The organism is Actinocatenispora comari, from assembly GCF_017312725.1.
In the GTDB taxonomy this organism is placed as follows: Bacteria; Actinomycetota; Actinomycetes; order Mycobacteriales; family Micromonosporaceae; genus Actinocatenispora; species Actinocatenispora comari.
The window spans coordinates 60,117-75,430 of sequence record NZ_BOPO01000107.1; the positions used below are offsets into that span (position 1 = coordinate 60,117).

The window sequence follows — 15,314 nt, forward strand, 5'->3', positions numbered from 1 at the left end:
TCGACCGACAGCCGACTCGCCTGGTACCGGGAAACCGCGGGATCACGTCGCACGACACCACCGTATCCATCCGGGCCGGCCACCCGGACCGGCACCGGTCCGATCTCACACCGCAGGCAGCGGGACCCGCCGGCCGGGTCATTCGGTCGGCGGGTCCAGGCGGTAGACGGTGCCGGCGGCGAGAGCGGCCAGCTTGTCGGGGTTGGCGACGTTGTGGATCGCGGCGATCCGGCCCTGCTCGTCGAGGTCCAGGGTGAACGCGCCGATGACCCGGCCGCCGCCGCGGAACACGATGCCCGGCCCGCCGTTCACCTCCACCAGGTCCAGCACCATGTCGGTGACCGCGATGCCCTGGTAGCTGCGGCCGCCGAGGGAGGCGAACATCGCCGCCACCCGGTCCGCGCCGGTCAGCGGGCGGATCAGCTGCGGCACCCGGCCACCGCCGTCGGTCCACACCGTCACGTCCGGCGCCAGCAGGTGCAGCAGCGTACCGAGGTCGCCGCCGGTCGCCGCGGCCACGAACCGCTCGGTGACCGCCTGCCGGCTGGCCCGGTCCGGCCGGAACCGCGGCCGGCGCTCCCGTACGTTCCGGCGGGCCCGCAGCGCCGCCTGCCGCACGGTGGCCTCGGACCGCTGTACCGCGTCGGCGATCTCGCCGTAGCCGAAGCCGAACGCCTCGCGCAACACGAACACCGCGCGTTCCAGCGGGCTCAGCGTCTCCAGCACCACCAGCAGCGCCAGCGACACCGACTCCGGGTCGGCCGCCTCGTCGGTACTGGTCAGCACCGGCTCCGGCAGCCACGGCCCGACGTAGCTCTCCCGCCGGTGCTGCGCCGACCGCAGCCGGTCGAGCGCGAGGTTGGTGACGATGCGCACCAGGTACGCCTTCGGGTCGGCCACCGCCGACCGGTCCGCGGCCGACCACCTCAGCCAGCTGTCCTGCACGGCGTCCTCGGCGTCGGCGGCGCTGCCGAGGATCCGGTACGCCACCGAGAACAGCAGCCGCCGATGCGCCTCGAACACCTCGGCATCACCGCTCATCGGCGTTCCTCCTTCGTCGGAACGCCGATGAGGCACGACGCGCGATGCCCATGATTCACTCGCTGACGCTCGTTCATCGCTGCGCCCGTCCGATCCGGGCCCACCGTCGCCCCTGGTCGCGGCTCCGCCCGACGCGGCGACCGGCCGGTCCCCGTCCGGCGCCGGCCGGTCGCCGCGCGGTGCAACGCCGGTCATCGGGTGTACCGGCCGCCGCGGGGCCAGATCGACCCGGTGCCGGGCAGCCGGGTCATCCGGCGGTACGTCGACCACGGCGCTGCGCTCACCGTCTCTTTGTACCGAACCGCCGACCGGCCGGTGAGGCTCAACCGCCGGGGCGACCCGTCCGGCCGGGTGAACTGGACGACCGCGTCGCCGCGCCCCAGGCTGATCGTCGTGTGGTAGTACCCGAACCGGAACCGGGGCGGGGTCGCGCCGGCCAGCGTGGCGAGGATCGACCGGGCCGCGTGCACCCCGGTCGGCATCCCGCTCTGGCAGGTGCCGTGCAGCAGCCCGTACCCCTGCTGGATCGCCGCCGCGTCGCCGACCGCGTACACGTCCGGGTGCGACACGGAGCGCAACGCCGCGTCGGTGACGATGCGGCCGGCGCCGTCGACCGCCAGCCCGGCGACCGCGGCGAGCGGCGCCCCGCGTACGCCGCTGCTCCACAGCACCGTGTCGGCCGGCACGGTCTCCCCGCCGGCGAGCGCGACCGCGTCCGGCAGCACCTTCACGATCTCCACCCCGGTACGCACCCGGATCCCGAGCCGCCGCAACGCGTCCCGCAGGTGCCCCCGGGCTCGTGCGCCGAGAGCCGCGCCCGGCTCGGTACGGCCGAGCAGCGTCACCGTCGTCCCCGGGTGCTGCTCGGCGATCTCCGCCGCCGCCTCCACCCCGGTCAGCCCGGTGCCGCAGACCACCACGCTGCCGCCGGGGCCGGCCAGGCGGTGCGCGAGCAGTTCCGCCTCGTGCCGCCCGCCCAGCGCGTACGCGTGCTCGTCGGCGCCCGGCACGCCGGTCGTGTCGGCGACCCCGCCCAGCGCGTACACCAGGGTGTCGTAGCCGAGGTCGCGCTCGTCGTCGAGCCGGACCGTCCGGGCCGCCGGGTCCAGCCCGGTGACCCAGCCGTACTCCAGGGTCACGCCGGTGCCGACCAGCAGCTCGGGCAGCCGCAGGTCGGCCAGTTGCTCGCCGGCCGCGACCTGGTGCAGCCGGAGCCGTTCGGTGAACCGGTCGGTCGCGTTGACCAGCGTGACCGACACGTCGTCGCGGCGCCTCGACCGCGCCGCGAGCACCACCGTCGCCGCGAGCCCCGCGTACCCGGCGCCGAGAACCACGATCCTGTGCGTCATTGCGTTCTCCTCGTCTCGTTGCGGACACCCACGAGACGAGGCGGCACGACGACCCCGTGAAGACCAGTGACCCAGGTCACCATCGAACCGGAAGCCGCCGACCCACCACCCCCATCCGCCAGTACCAGCCGTTCCTCATTCCGGGCCTCCTCCGAACCCCGGACCGTCGTCACCTGTCCGCGGGGTCGGGTGGGGTGACGGCGCGGCGGGGTAGCGGGGTGGAGTAGACGACGGCGGTGGTGACCGGGCCGAGACCGGCGATGCGGCCGGTGACCTGCTCCAGGTGCCGCATCGAGGTGGCCGAGACGGTCAGCACGAAGCAGTCCTCGCCGGTGACGTGGTGCGCCTCGACGACCTCCGGGGTGCGCTCCAGCAGGGCGTGGAACGGGCGGTAGTTGCCGTGCGGGTAGCGCAGCCGAACGAGCGCCCGGACGGTGAGCCCGAGCCGTTCCGGATCGACCACCGCGGTGTAGCCGCTGATCACCCCGGCGGCCTCCAGCCGGCGGACCCGTTCGGTCACCGCGCTGGCCGACATGGCGACCGCCCGACCGAGTTCGGCGTAGCTGGCCCGGCCGTCGCGTTGCAGCTCGGCCAGGATGCGCCGGTCGGGATCGTCCAGCACGATCGGCGGTTGCACCGTGGAATGCGTCGACATCAGGCATGAATACCGCGGTGATCCCGGCGAGGCAAGCGATCTTCCGTGGATCGTCGGTTCCGACTCGGGGCGTTCGCGCCTAGCGTTTCGGGGGTGAACGCACTCGACTTCTTCACCGCCCGGTTGACGTTCCAGACCGACGTCAGCGACGTCCGGGCCGCCCTCGGCGGCAGCACCGACGCCTTCGTCCTGATCGACAGCCGCAGCGACGACTCGTGGGCACAGGGGCACATCCCCGGCGCGGTACACCTGCCGACCGCCGAGATCGCGGCGCGTGCCGGTGCGCTGGTGCCGGCCGGCAGCAGTGTCGTCACGTACTGCTGGGGGCCGGGCTGCAACGGCGCCACCCGGGCGGCGGCCGAGTTCGCCCGGCTCGGCTACGCGGTGCGCGAGATGCTCGGCGGCATCGAGTACTGGACCCGCGAGGGGTTCCCGGTCGCCACCGCGGCCGGCGACGTGGTCCGGCCGGCCGACCCGCTCACCGCCCCGGCCGGCATCGCCTGCGCCTGCTGACGAGCAGCGGCGGCGACCCGGAGCGGGTACGGCCGGCATCCGCACGGTCTCCCCGCGGTCCGGGCCGTCGCGACCGAGCACCCGCGGCGCGGTCGCACGGCTGGGGTCAGCGGGGCGTCGGGGAGTTGATCTGGAACGGGCCGAGCACCAGGCGGCGGACGAACGGGCGGCCCCAGTACATCTCGTCGGCGGAGACGTCCAGCGCGAACTGCTGCAGCATGCCGAACCGGCGGCCGGCGATGGTGACCGCGCGGCGTACCTCGTAGATCGACGACCACGGGCAGCGGTGGAAGCAGGTCACCTTGCCGGGCAGGAACACCCGGACGATCGCGCCGTCCGCGACCGCCTGGTCGATCTCGGCGCGTACCTGCAGGGTGGCCGCGGGGTCCGGGTCGGCCTGCCACATCGCGGTCAGCGCGTGCACCGCGGCCGGGTCGGCCTGCCAGGTCGACAACGTCGCCTCGTCGGTCAGGCACCACGGGTCGAACCGGTCGCCGCCGGGCAGCCGGGACAGGTCGAACCGGGCGTGCTCGCGCGGCAGCCGCAGGTCGCGCAGCAGCTTCGGGAACGCGGTGAGCTGCCCGATCTGGTACCAGCCGGACAGCGCCTGGCGCAGGTTGACCACCGCGATCCGGTCGGTGGTCGGCTCCCGTACCGCGCCGGTCAGCGCGCGGGCGTAGTCGGCCGCGGCGCCGGCGATCGCGGCGAACTGGTGCAACCGTTCCATGTCGGCATCCGCGTACGGCGGGCGCTTCTGCTTGTCCAGCGCGAACACCGAGTACTCGGCGCGCTCGCGCAGCCGTACCTCGGCGTCCAGCAGGCCGCGCAGGTGCGACGGGGTCACCGGCTCGGCCGGCCAGGACGTCTGCTCGGCCGGCAGCGCCAGCTCCTCCCGGATGTCGTAACTGGTGCTCGACCGGGCCTGGCGGGCCCGGCTCAACCAGGGCTGTACCTGGCCGAGCCAGCGCCAGGCGAGGTCGAAGGTGGCCGGCGGGACGAAGCCGGAGTCGACGTCGTCGGCGTCCAGCAGGGTCTCGCCGAGCGTCTGCAGCGCGTACGCGTTCCAGGTGGCGAGCGCGTGCGAGCAGCTGCCGGTCGTACCGCGCCAGCCGGTCTTGCCGTCCGGGTCGGCGTCGACGTGGGTCAGCTCCTCGTACACCGCGGTGCCGGCATCGCGCAGCGCCGCCAGGGTGGCCGCGTTCCGTTCGCCCTGCAACGCGGCCCGCATCCGGGTGAACACACCGGGGTCACGACGTTCCGCCATGCTTGCAGCATCACTCATGCCGGCCACCCCGCGGGTACCGGACACGCGTGCCGATGCTCATACCGGCACCCCGACCGGCCGGCGCACGCCACCGACGACCACGATCCGCGGTGGCGGATCTTCGGTCCGCGCGGGGACGAGCGCTCGATCCGCGCGGCGGCGAGGCGGTCAGCCCGCGACGGCGAGCGTCTCGCGGACCACGCGGAGGGCGTTTCCGCTGGTCAGGCCGGCGAGTTCGGACTCGGACCAGCCGCGGTCGGCGAGCTCGGCGAGCAGGGCCGGGTAGCCGGACACGTCGGGCAGACCGTCCGGGGTGGCCACGATGCCGTCGAAGTCACCGCCCAGCCCGACCGCCCGTACCCCGGCGACCTCGCGGACGTGCTCGACATGGTCGGCGACGTCGGCGACGGTGCACGGCGGGCGCGGGTTCGCGTCCAGCCACGGCTTCAGCTCGGCGCGGTCGGCGGCGCCGACGCCCGGATCGGCGGCGCCGAGCCGGGCCTCCTCCGCGGTCGCGGCGTCCATCCAGGCGTGGCACTCCTCGGTCAGGAACCCCGGTACGAACGTCACCATCACCACGCCGTCGCCGGCACCGACCCGGGCCAGTACGTCGTCCGGCACGTTGCGCGGGTGCGAGCACAGCGCGCGGGCGCTGGAGTGCGAGAAGAACGCCGGCGCGCGCGACACGTCGAGCGCGGCGTGCATGGTCTGCGCCGACACGTGCGACAGGTCGACCAGCATGCCGAGCCGGTTCATCTCCCGGACCACGTCGCGGCCGAAGTCGGTCAGCCCACCGTGTACCGGTTCGTCGGTCGCGGAGTCGGCCCAGTCGGTGTTGTCGTTGTGCGTCAGGGTCAGGTAGCGCACGCCGAGCCGGTGCAGCATCCGCAGGGTGCCGAGCGAGTTGCCGATCTGGTGCCCGCCCTCGGCGCCGAGCAGCGACGCGACCGTGCCGGCGGCCATCGCCTGCTCGATCTCGTCGGCGGTGGTGGCGAACGCGAGATCGGCCGGATAGCGCCGGACCATCGCGTACGCGGCGTCGATCTGCTCCAGCGTCGCGGTCACCGGGTGCGGCTCGCTGCACGGCACCCAGACCGACCAGAACTGGCCGCCCACGCCGCCGGCGCGCAGCCGCGGCAGGTCGGTGTGCAGCCCGGTGCCGCTCTGGTCGACCGCGAGGTCGGTGTGGTCGAAGTCGTACCCGCACCGCTCCCGCAGCGTCCACAGCAGGTCGTTGTGCCCGTCCAGTACCGGTGCCGCCGCCAGCACCCGCTTCGTCGTCTCCGTCACCGTGCCCGTACCCCTGCCGTGTCGATCATGATGTCGCCTGCCCTGCACGCGGGTGCCCGCTCGCCAACACCATGATCAATGCTGCTGGGGCGCGGTGTCGAGGGCGGCGCGGAGCCGGGCCGGAAGGTCCGGCGGTACCGGGAGGTCGGCGGCGCGGAGGGCGGCGAGCAGTGCGCCGGCCACCGGGTCCGGCGCGGCCACCGGCTCGACCCCGAACCGGGCCGTCACGTCGGTACGCACCCGCTGCGCGACCAGGCCGGGCGTGGTCAGCAGCGACCCGGCCAGCACCAGGCACCGCGGCCGGTCCGCGACCACCGAGGCGGTCCGCACCAGCGCGGTGCAGCCGGCGGTGACGATCCGCTCCGCCACCGGATCCGCCTCCACCGCGGCGGCCACCACGAGGGGCGCCAGCTCGCCGAGCCGGGCCGGCGACACCCGGAAGGCGGCCGCGACGAGATCCTGCCGCGGATCACCGGTCGGCGAGTCCGGCGCCAGCCGCGCCACCATCGCCGCCGCCAGCGCGGTGCCCGGGCCACGGCCGTCCAGCGCGGCGACCGCCGCCCGCAGCCCCTCGATCCCCAGCCACACCCCGGAACCCTCGTCGCCGAGCAGCCAACCCAGCCCGTCGCACCGCTTCGTCAACCGGTAGTCGGTGAACGCCGCCGACACCGCACCGGTACCGGCGAGCAGCAGCACCCCGTCGCCGCCGGTGGCGCCCGCCGCGTACGCGATGTCCAGGTCGGTGCCGACGCTCGGGCTGCCGGCCAGCCCGGCCCGCTGCCACGCGGTGTCGGCGACCCGGCGCGCCTTGTCCGGTACCGCGGCCGAGCCGGCCAGGCCGATCATGCCGGCCACCACCCGCGCCGGGTCGTGGTCGCCGAGCGCCTCGCGCAGCGCCGCCCCGATGTTGCCGGCGGGATCGCCGTCGGACGAGTTGACGTTGCCGCCGGCCGCCCGGCCCCGGCCGAGCACCCGGCCGGTGGCATCGATCAGCGCCGCCTTGGCGCTGGTACCGCCGACGTCGGCGCCCAGCACCAGCGGTTCGGACATGCCGCCTCCCCAGGGTCGTGTCGCGCGCACCCGGACCATCTTGGTACCCGGCCGGTACCGCCCGGACGCCGGTACCGCACCGCGCCGGCCCTCGCCGCGCTCAGTCGCGCTCGCCCAGGCAGAGCGTCACCGCGGCCTCGTCCTTGGTCCCCGCCCAGGTGATCGGCACCACCTCGCGCAGGTGGTACATGGCCGGGCACCGTTCCTGCAGCAGCGGGTTCGCCCGCTGCAGGACCAGGTAGTTCGTCGACCAGGGCACCGCGAGCGTGCACGGCTGCCGGTACCAGTGGTCGGACTCGCCGGCCGAATCGGCCCGGTCCACCCAGACGCACTCGCCGACCTTGGCCTCCCGCGCGTTGGTCAGGTAGAAGTGCCAGCCGAGCAGACCGGCCACGACCAGCGCCACGACGATCTTCCACCCGGACGAACCCGAGCCGTTCGGCGTGGGGGCGTCCGCGTCGCCGGGCTTCCGGTCAGCGGGTTCCGGACTGCTCGACGGATCCGGCGCGGGCGGTACCGGCCGGGCCGGTCCGGACGCGCCGCCCTTCTTCGGCCCGCCCTTCTTCCCGCCGCCGCCCGCCTTCCCACCCGCGCCGTCCTTCGCCGCCCCGTGCGATTTCGCCGCACCGCCCGACTTCGCAGACCCGCCCGACTTCGCAGACCCGCGCGTCTTCGCAGACCCACCCGATTTCGCAGATCCGCTCGACTTCGCAGACCCGCCCGACTTCCCCGCCGCGCCGGCCTTTCCGCCGCCTGGCTCACCGACGCCGCCCGGTTTCTCGGGCCCGCCCGGCTTCCCGGCGACCCGCCCGGGTTCTCCGGCCTTCGCAGACCCACCGGCCTTCCCGCCGCCCGGCCTCCCGACGCCGGACTTCTCCGGACCACCGCGCTTCCCGCCGCCCGGCTTCCCGACGCGGCTCGACTTCTCCGGGCCGCCGCGCTTCCCAGCGCCCGGCTTCCCGGCGCGGCCGGACTTCTCCGGGCCGCCGCGCTTCCCGCCGCTTGACTCTCCGGCGGCGCCGGAGGTCACCGGCCCGCCGGACTGCTCCGGACCGTCGGGGTTCCCGCCGCCGGGTCCGTCGGACCCGCTCGGCTCCGCCGCTCCACCGGGCGTTCCGGCGGCCGGCGTGCCGGAACCGGCCGGCTTCGCGGGGTTCGTGGACCTGTCGCCGCTTCCCGGCGTCCCGGCGAGCCCGTCCGCCGGCTGCTCGCCGGCGCCCGCCGGCCCGCCCTCGGCGCCTCCGGCCGCCGCGGGCGGGAGCGGCTTCGTCCTCGGCAGCGTCGTGCCGGGGGCGGCGGGCGGCGCCACCGGGACCGGCCGGGCGGTCAGACCGGCGACCAGTTCGGCGGCCGCCGCGCCGGTGGGCCGCTGGGCCGGGTCCTTCGCGAGCAGCCCGGTGATCAGCCGTTGCAGCGGTGCCGACACGGCCGGCGGGTCCGGCTCCAGGTTGAGGACCGCATGGATCGCCGCAGCGGGCAGCTCGCGGTGGAACGGGCCCGCACCGGTCGCCGCCTCGTACAGCGTGGCGCCGAGCGAGAACAGGTCGCCGGGTGCGCCGTCGACCGCCCCGAGCAGCCGTTCCGGTGCGGTGTAGGCCGCCGAGCCGACCACCATCCCGGGCGCGGTCAGCGTCGCGTCGGCCGCGTGTACCGCGATGCCGAAGTCGGTGAGCAGCACCTCGCCGGCGGTGGACAGCAGTACGTTGGCCGGCTTGACGTCCCGGTGCACCACGCCGGCGGCGTGCGCGGCGGTCAAGGCGGCGAGCAGCCCCTGCGCCAGGTGCACCACCTGCGGCTCGGTCAGCCGGCCCCGGGTCTCCAGCCGCTGCCGCAGCGAGACCCCCTCCACCAGCCGCATCACCAGCCACGGGGCCTCGTCGTCGGTGACCACGTCGTACACCGTGACGATGTTCGGATGGTCGCGCAGCCGCACCGCATGCCGACCCTCGCGCTGCGCCCGGGACAGCCGTTCGGCCCGGTCCGCGGCGGACGCGGCCGGCGGCAGCCACACCTGCTTGAGCGCCACCTCGGCGTCGAGCGCCTCGTCCCGGGCCCGCCAGACCCGGCCGAACCCGCCGCCACCCAGCTCCTCGACCAGGCGGTACCGGTTCGCGATCGACCGGCCGGGCAACCTGGTGTCCGCCACGATCCCCCCGTCGTCCGGTCTCGCCCCTGTTGCCGCACAGCGTACGTATTCGCGGAGAGGTACGGCGATCCCACCGGCGCGGCGGCCGACCGGCGCGGCGAACGCCCCCTGCGGCCACGCAGCCACGTGGCCGCCCGCGCTTCGATGCGCCGGCCCCGGCCAGTCACGGCCTCGTGTCACGGCCCCGCTCCGAGGCCTCGTGTCACCGCCCCGTCCTGCGGCCTCGTGTCACGGCCCCGTCCCGCGGCCCCGTCCCGCGGCTTCGTGTCACGGCCCCGTGTCGCGGACTCGTGTCGCGGACTTCGGGACGGCGCCGGGCCGGGAACCGCCGGTGGCCGGTGCGCTCAGTAGGATCGGCGCGCGGCCGACCCGCTCGGCACGGTCGCGCAACCCGCCCGCGAGGATGGAGCAGCCATGGCAGATCCGGTACCGGCGGTCACCGCCGTCGAGCCCGACCCGGCCGGGTTCGCCCCGCTCGCCGCCCGGGCCCTGACCTTCGACAGCGCCGAGGCCGCGGAGATCCTGACCCGGCTGTCGACCCCACCGGCCGGCCGGCACACCGTCTGGCTGCGCGCCGGCGATGCCGGTGTCGTGCTGGTGTCGCGCAACGGCAACGATTCCACCGTCGCGCACGTCGACCTGCTGGCGGTCGACCCCGGGTCCCGCCGGCGCGGCATCGGGACGGCGCTGCTGCGCGCCGCCGAGCAGGCTGCCACCGGGTTCGGCGCGCGCGAGCTGCGGTTCATGGGCAACCCGCCGTGCTATGCCTGGCCGGGCATCGACGTGCGCTACACGCCGGCGATCTGCCTGGTCGAGGCGGCCGGGTACGAGCGGTTCCGCACCGCGCAGAACATGGTCGCCGACCTCACCACCGCGGATCTGTCCACAGTGGACGATGAGGAACGCCTTGCCGCGCAGGGCGTCGCGATCCGGAAGGCGACGCCGCGCGAGTTGCCGACGCTGCGTGCCTGGGCGGAGCGGGTGTTCAACGCGACCTGGGCCTGGGAGATCGAGCAGTCCGTGCTGGCACCCGGCGCCGGCTGTCACGTCGCCTGGCGGGACGGTGCGGTGCTCGCCTTCGCCGGCCACGGCGCGAACCGGCCGAGCTGGTTCGGCCCGATGGGCACCGATCCGGAGGCACGCAACCTCGGCCTCGGCAAGGTACTGCTGCGCCGCTGCCTCGCCGCCCAACGCGACGCCGGCCTCGATTCGGCGCAGATCGGCTGGGTGGGGCCGATCCCGTTCTACTCGCGTACCGTCGGGGCTCGCGTCGACCGCATCTTCTGGCTCTACCGCAAGGAGATCTGACCGCGCGACCGGCATGGGTCCGCCGGCTCCGCCGGCGGCCCCCACGCGTCCCGGCAGCCCCACGCGTCCCGGCAGCCCCACGCGTCACGGCAGCCCCACGCGTCACGGCAGCCCCACGCGTCACGGCGGCGATGCGACGCGCCGGGCCGCGCCTCGGGGAAGGCGCGGCCCGGCGTGCAGGGGGTTGGTGGGCCCTGGCGGTGGGGATCGTCAGGGCAGGTCGAGTACCTGGTGGCCGCCGGTGCCGGTGGCCAGGGCCACCGCGCGCTGGTGGCCGCACAGGCAGCCGCGGGCACTCATCATCGCCGTGTAGTAGTCGATGTAGCGGAAGCCGTAGGTCTCGCCGCGGGCGAACGCCTGACCGCCGATGGCCTCGCGCCAGCGCGTGAACGCCTCGTCGGGAATCGGTACGTACACCGACGGGGTGAAGCCCTCGGCGTCCTCCCAGTTCTCCGCGTACAGGAAGCGGGAGACGCCGTGCCGCGGCAGCGGGTGCTCCATCGGCAGCCCGGCGAGGAACCGGCCGCGCTCGGCGAGGGTCGACGCGTGCGTGTGGTCGGTGTGGATGCTCCTGGGCCAGTGCGCGATCAGCACGTCCGGCTTGAGCTGCCGGATCAGGTCGGCGACCCGGCCGGCGAGCTCCTCGGTGGGCGCGAGGAACCCGTCGCTCTGGTCGTCGAAGACGTGGAACTCGGCGCCGATGTGCTGCGCGAACGCGGAACCCTCGGCGATCTTCTGCTTCTTGTACTCGTCCGGCCCGATCCGCGGATGCCCGCGCTCGCCGGGGGTGAGCGCCACGATGGCGGTGCTGTCCCCGTTCAGCGCGTAGGTGGCGAGCAGCGGACCGGCGGTCAGGTCCATGTCTCCGATGTGGCCACCGATCGCCAGCACGGTCCGAGACATCGTTCTCCTTACGGGTCGTACGGTTCTGCGGTTCGCGTCGTGCTCAGGACAGCTCGGCGCGCATCACCTGGAAGCGCCGGGTGACCGTGAAGCCGGTCTTGAGGTAGAGCTGACCGGCGGCGGACTTCTCGCCGGTCCACAGGAACCAGGCGCTGTGCGCGCCGAGCGCCCGCATCCGTTCCAGCGTCAGGTGCAGCAGGATCTTGCCGAGGCCGGTGCCGCGCCGCGCCTCCAGCACGCCGAACGGGCCGAACCGCTCGGTCACCCCCTCGTACGCCTCGTGCTGGGCCCAGCCGACCAGCGCACCGCCCGGCTCGTGCGCGCACACGATCCGGTCGGTCGGGGTACCGGTGGCCACGCACTCCCGGATCGCGCGGGCCCAGTCGGGGTTGAAGTGGTTGCCCGCCAGCGCGACGAGCTCGACCAGGTCGTCGTCGGACGGGGTACCGAACCGGTAGCCCGCCGCGGTCAGCGCCGCGACGCGCGCGCGGATCTCGTCCGGCAGCGTGTAGTCGACCAGGCTGCGGTCCATCGCGACCGCCTCGTACCTGGTGTTGAAGCCCTTGCGCTGCAACAGTTTCAGCGCCTCCGGGTACGCGGCGGCGTCCAGCCCCGGCGCGATGTAGTTCGGCGTGTAGCCGGCGAACTCCACTGTGGACACTCCGTGTCCGCGCAGGAAGTCCAGCGCCGAGTCCAGCAGCGCCGCGCCGGTTCCGTTGCCGCGCGCCTCGGGGGCGACGAAGAAGAACGGCAGCCAGCCCATGCCCGGTTCCAGATCGGCGCCGACCATGGCGGTGGTCCGGCGCACGGCGTAGGCGGCACCGACGATCGCGTCGCCGTCGACGGCGACGCGCAGCCCGTGCGGGTCGAAGTTGACGTCCAGCAGCACCAGGTTGCGGAACCGCTCCGGGGTCACCGGGTCGTACGGCAGGCTGCGCCGCCACGCCTCGACCAGCCGCTCGCCGTCGCCGACTCGAAACTCCCGCACCGTGGCCATCGCGCCGTTCACTCCCCGGTCCATCGAACTCTTGTTGGAAAACTACCTACCAGCAAGGCTCATGGTCAATAACCTTCCGACGGTGTTCCGGGCCGCACCCGGCCGCCGGCGACCCGGTGGTCAGGACTTCTTGGTACGAACGTCGTCGACGGCGCGGAACGTCAACCGCAACGCGTCCAGCGTGTCGTCGTAGGTGCGCTGGGCCACCGCGACGAAGATGCAGTCCACGATCGCCAGCTGCGCGATCCGGCTCGCCATCGCGCCGGAGCGAAACGTGGTCTCCCGCGCCGCCGTGGTCAGCACCAGATCCGCCTCGGCCGCCGCCGGCGCGCCGCCGTTGTTGGTGATCGCCACCGCGACCGCGTCGTGCCGCCGCGCCTCGCGCAGCACGTTCACCGTCTCCACCGTGGTACCGGTGTGGGTCAGCCCGATCTCCACGTCGCCCGGCCGCAGCAGCGCGGCGGCGACCAGCGCGTCGTGCGGGTCGGCGAAGAAGAACGCGTTGCGCCCGATCCGGTACAGCTTGCGCTGCAGGTCGTTCGCCGCGAACCCGCTCGCGCCGATGCCGAACAGGTTGATCCGGTCCGCGGTCGCGACCGCGTCGACCACCTTGGCCAGCGCATCCAGGTCCAGCTGCGTCACGGTGTCCTCGACCCCGCGGGCGTCCGCGTAGCCGATCTTCTCGACCACCTCGCGCAGCGAGTCGGCGCGGCCGATGTCGGCGCCGAGCTCCTTGTGCCCGTCCCCGCGGGCAGCGTCCCGGCCCAACTCGGTGGCGAGCGTCAACCGCAGCTCCGGGTACCCGCGGAAGCCGACGGTACGGCAGAACCGGATCACCGTCGTCTCGGAGGTGTGGCAGGACTCGGCCAGCTCGGTGATGGTGCGGCCGACCACCACCGACGGCTGGCCCAGCACCGCCTCGCCGACCCGGCGTTCCGCCGGCGCCATCGACGGCAACAGCGTCCGGATGTGCGCCAGCACCCCGGCCGGGCGCGCGGCCCGTCCCGCCGGCTCCCCACTACCTGTCACCGCCACCTCCTCGATCCGCGCAGCCGTACAGACTAGGCCCCGAAACTGTCCGTGCATTCCTACTTCTGGTGGAGAACCGCGCCGGCGGTCGGGTCAGGAGTAGAGCAGGTGGTCGCCGGCCCAGTCGGCCGGTGCGGACACCGCCGGTACCAGGGTGAGCGGGTCGACGCCGGCGTCGACCGCCTGCCGCAGCTCGTCGCTTCCCCACAGCAGGTCGACGAAGTGCCGGTGCCCCAACGATTCCGCGCCGCTGTCGGCGACCCGCCAGCCGAACGCGTCCGGGTACTCGCGGCGCAGCACGCCGATCATCCCGACCGCGGTACGCACCGGTTGGAACCGGGCCGGATCGGTCACGTGTACCTGCACCCCCCGTACCGTCTCGCCGGCGTACTTGTGGAACATCGGCGCGAACCACACGTCCCGGAACGCCACCCCGGGCAGGTCCAGCGCCCGCAGCGCGGGCAGGAACCGGTCGTCCACGTAGGGCGCGCCGATCAGCTCGAACGGCCGGGTGGTACCGCGCCCCTCGGACAGGTTGGTGCCCTCGAACAGCCCGGTACCGGGGTAGGCCAGCGCGGAGTCGGCCGTCGGCATGTTCACCGACGGCATCACCCAGGGCTGCCCGGTCTGCCCGGCGTACAGCTCGCGCCGCCAGCCGTCCATGGTGATCACGTCCAGCTCGACCGGGCGGCCCGCGGCGGCCGGGACCGCGTCGGCGTTGAGGAACCGGGCCAGCTCACCGACGGTCAGCCCGTGCCGGATCGGGATCGGTACCCGGCCGACGAAGCTCGCGAACGCCGGCGCCAGCCACGGCCCCTCGGTGACCACGCCGCCGACCGGGTTCGGCCGGTCCAGCACCACGAACCGCTTGCCGGTCCGCGCCGCCGAGACCATCACGTCGAACATCGTCCACACGTACGTGTAGAACCGGGTGCCGATGTCCTGCAGGTCGTACAGCAGGGTGTCCACTGTGGAGGATTCGAGCAGCGCGTCCAGGTCGGCGCCGGACTTGAGATAGGTGTCGTACACCGGCAGGCCGCTGCCCGGATCGATCGCCTCGGGCTCGCTGAAGCCGGCCTGCACCGTGCCGCGCACCCCGTGCTCCGGGCCGAACAGCGCCACCAGCGGCACCCCGGCCCGCACCGCACCGTCCACCGTGGAATCCAGGTTCGGCAGGATCCCGGTGTAGTTGGTCACCAGGCCGGGTCTGCCCGGCCCCGCCAGGCTCGGGTCGGCGCACAGCCGCTGCGCCCCGGTCCGTACCGCCGTCATCGTCCACTCCCCGTTCGGATCTCCACCGTGCGTCTCAACAGCCCCGGGCGAACGCGATCGCGCCGTCCGGCCCCGGTACGTCCACCGGCAGCCGGCCACCGCCGACCGCGGCCCCGGTCAGTACCGCGAGCAGCGCCGCCCGGGACACCGCGCAGTCGCCGTAGGTCAGGAACCGTGCGGTGGCGCCCGTCGCCAGCCCCGCGTCGTACGGCCCGACCAGCGCCAGCTGAACGTACCGGTGCCCGGCCGCGGCGAGCCCGGCGAGCAGCGCCCGCTGACCCGGCCAGCGGGTCGCGTTGCGGCTCACCACGATCGTCTGGTCGGCCGCTGCGGCGGCGGCCAGGTCGGCGTCCACCGCGGCCGGGTCGCTGCCGCTGTCCACCACGGTCACCTCGGCACCGGCCGCCCGCAGCGCCGGCAGCAGGTCGTGCTCCAGGCCGCCGAGCGCGCCGACCAGCGCGACCCGGCCGGCCGGCAGCCGCCAGCCGCGGTCGCCG

General features: G+C 74.4%; 13 protein-coding genes and 1 pseudogene. 2 read left to right on the forward strand and 12 right to left on the reverse strand.

What is annotated here, in order from left to right:
• Window positions 1-138 precede the first annotated feature (138 nt).
• The 3 genes from NUM_RS25495 to NUM_RS25505 all read right to left on the reverse strand — a co-directional run bounded on the left by NUM_RS25495 (window position 139) and on the right by NUM_RS25505 (window position 3,045).
• Complete coding sequence (locus NUM_RS25495; RefSeq protein WP_207127456.1) at window positions 139-1,041, reverse strand: RNA polymerase sigma-70 factor; 903 nt, start codon at window positions 1,039-1,041, stop codon at window positions 139-141.
• A 191-nt stretch (window positions 1,042-1,232) separates the two neighbouring features.
• Entirely contained in the window at window positions 1,233-2,390 is a 1,158-nt protein-coding gene (locus NUM_RS25500) for an NAD(P)/FAD-dependent oxidoreductase (protein WP_207127457.1), read from the reverse strand.
• Window positions 2,391-2,559: 169 nt separating this feature from the next.
• A complete protein-coding gene (locus NUM_RS25505) occupies window positions 2,560-3,045 on the reverse strand; it encodes an Lrp/AsnC family transcriptional regulator (protein WP_207127458.1) in 486 nt (161 codons plus the stop codon).
• A 93-nt stretch (window positions 3,046-3,138) separates the two neighbouring features.
• Here NUM_RS25505 and NUM_RS25510 point away from each other — a divergent pair, with 93 nt between their 5' ends.
• Window positions 3,139-3,558: a rhodanese-like domain-containing protein gene (locus tag NUM_RS25510; protein ID WP_207127459.1), complete on the forward strand. Its 420-nt coding sequence runs from the start codon at window positions 3,139-3,141 to the stop codon at window positions 3,556-3,558.
• 106 nt (window positions 3,559-3,664) lie between these two features.
• On the opposite strand, the gene NUM_RS25515 is transcribed toward NUM_RS25510, so the two are convergent.
• The 4 genes from NUM_RS25515 to NUM_RS25530 all read right to left on the reverse strand — a co-directional run bounded on the left by NUM_RS25515 (window position 3,665) and on the right by NUM_RS25530 (window position 9,308).
• A complete protein-coding gene (locus NUM_RS25515; protein ID WP_207127460.1) occupies window positions 3,665-4,840 on the reverse strand; it encodes a hypothetical protein in 1,176 nt (391 codons plus the stop codon).
• A 150-nt stretch (window positions 4,841-4,990) separates the two neighbouring features.
• Window positions 4,991-6,112 (reverse strand): dipeptidase, encoded by a 1,122-nt coding sequence (locus tag NUM_RS25520; RefSeq protein WP_207127461.1) that lies wholly within the window; start codon window positions 6,110-6,112, stop codon window positions 4,991-4,993.
• A gap of 75 nt (window positions 6,113-6,187) precedes the next feature.
• Complete coding sequence (locus NUM_RS25525) at window positions 6,188-7,162, reverse strand: N-acetylglucosamine kinase (protein WP_207127462.1); 975 nt, start codon at window positions 7,160-7,162, stop codon at window positions 6,188-6,190.
• Between the two features lie 100 nt (window positions 7,163-7,262).
• Complete coding sequence (locus tag NUM_RS25530; RefSeq protein ID WP_207127463.1) at window positions 7,263-9,308, reverse strand: serine/threonine-protein kinase; 2,046 nt, start codon at window positions 9,306-9,308, stop codon at window positions 7,263-7,265.
• Between the two features lie 414 nt (window positions 9,309-9,722).
• Between NUM_RS25530 and NUM_RS25535 the strand changes: the two genes are divergently transcribed.
• Complete coding sequence (locus tag NUM_RS25535; RefSeq protein WP_207127464.1) at window positions 9,723-10,616, forward strand: GNAT family N-acetyltransferase; 894 nt, start codon at window positions 9,723-9,725, stop codon at window positions 10,614-10,616.
• 210 nt (window positions 10,617-10,826) lie between these two features.
• Here NUM_RS25535 and NUM_RS25540 read toward each other — a convergent pair whose 3' ends face one another.
• The 5 genes and pseudogenes from NUM_RS25540 to NUM_RS25560 all read right to left on the reverse strand — a co-directional run.
• A complete protein-coding gene (locus NUM_RS25540; protein ID WP_207127465.1) occupies window positions 10,827-11,519 on the reverse strand; it encodes a PIG-L deacetylase family protein in 693 nt (230 codons plus the stop codon).
• Window positions 11,520-11,562: 43 nt separating this feature from the next.
• On the reverse strand, window positions 11,563-12,540 hold the full coding sequence (locus NUM_RS25545; protein WP_225918849.1) for a GNAT family N-acetyltransferase: 978 nt from the start codon (window positions 12,538-12,540) through the stop codon (window positions 11,563-11,565).
• A 96-nt stretch (window positions 12,541-12,636) separates the two neighbouring features.
• A complete protein-coding gene (locus NUM_RS37730; RefSeq protein ID WP_263975143.1) occupies window positions 12,637-13,545 on the reverse strand; it encodes a MurR/RpiR family transcriptional regulator in 909 nt (302 codons plus the stop codon).
• Window positions 13,546-13,638: 93 nt separating this feature from the next.
• The gene (locus NUM_RS25555) at window positions 13,639-14,817 is read right to left on the reverse strand and encodes an exo-beta-N-acetylmuramidase NamZ family protein (RefSeq protein WP_207127467.1); all 1,179 of its coding nucleotides are present in this window, start codon (window positions 14,815-14,817) and stop codon (window positions 13,639-13,641) included.
• A gap of 34 nt (window positions 14,818-14,851) precedes the next feature.
• Window positions 14,852-15,314: pseudogene (locus tag NUM_RS25560) on the reverse strand (hypothetical protein); the annotation flags it as partial.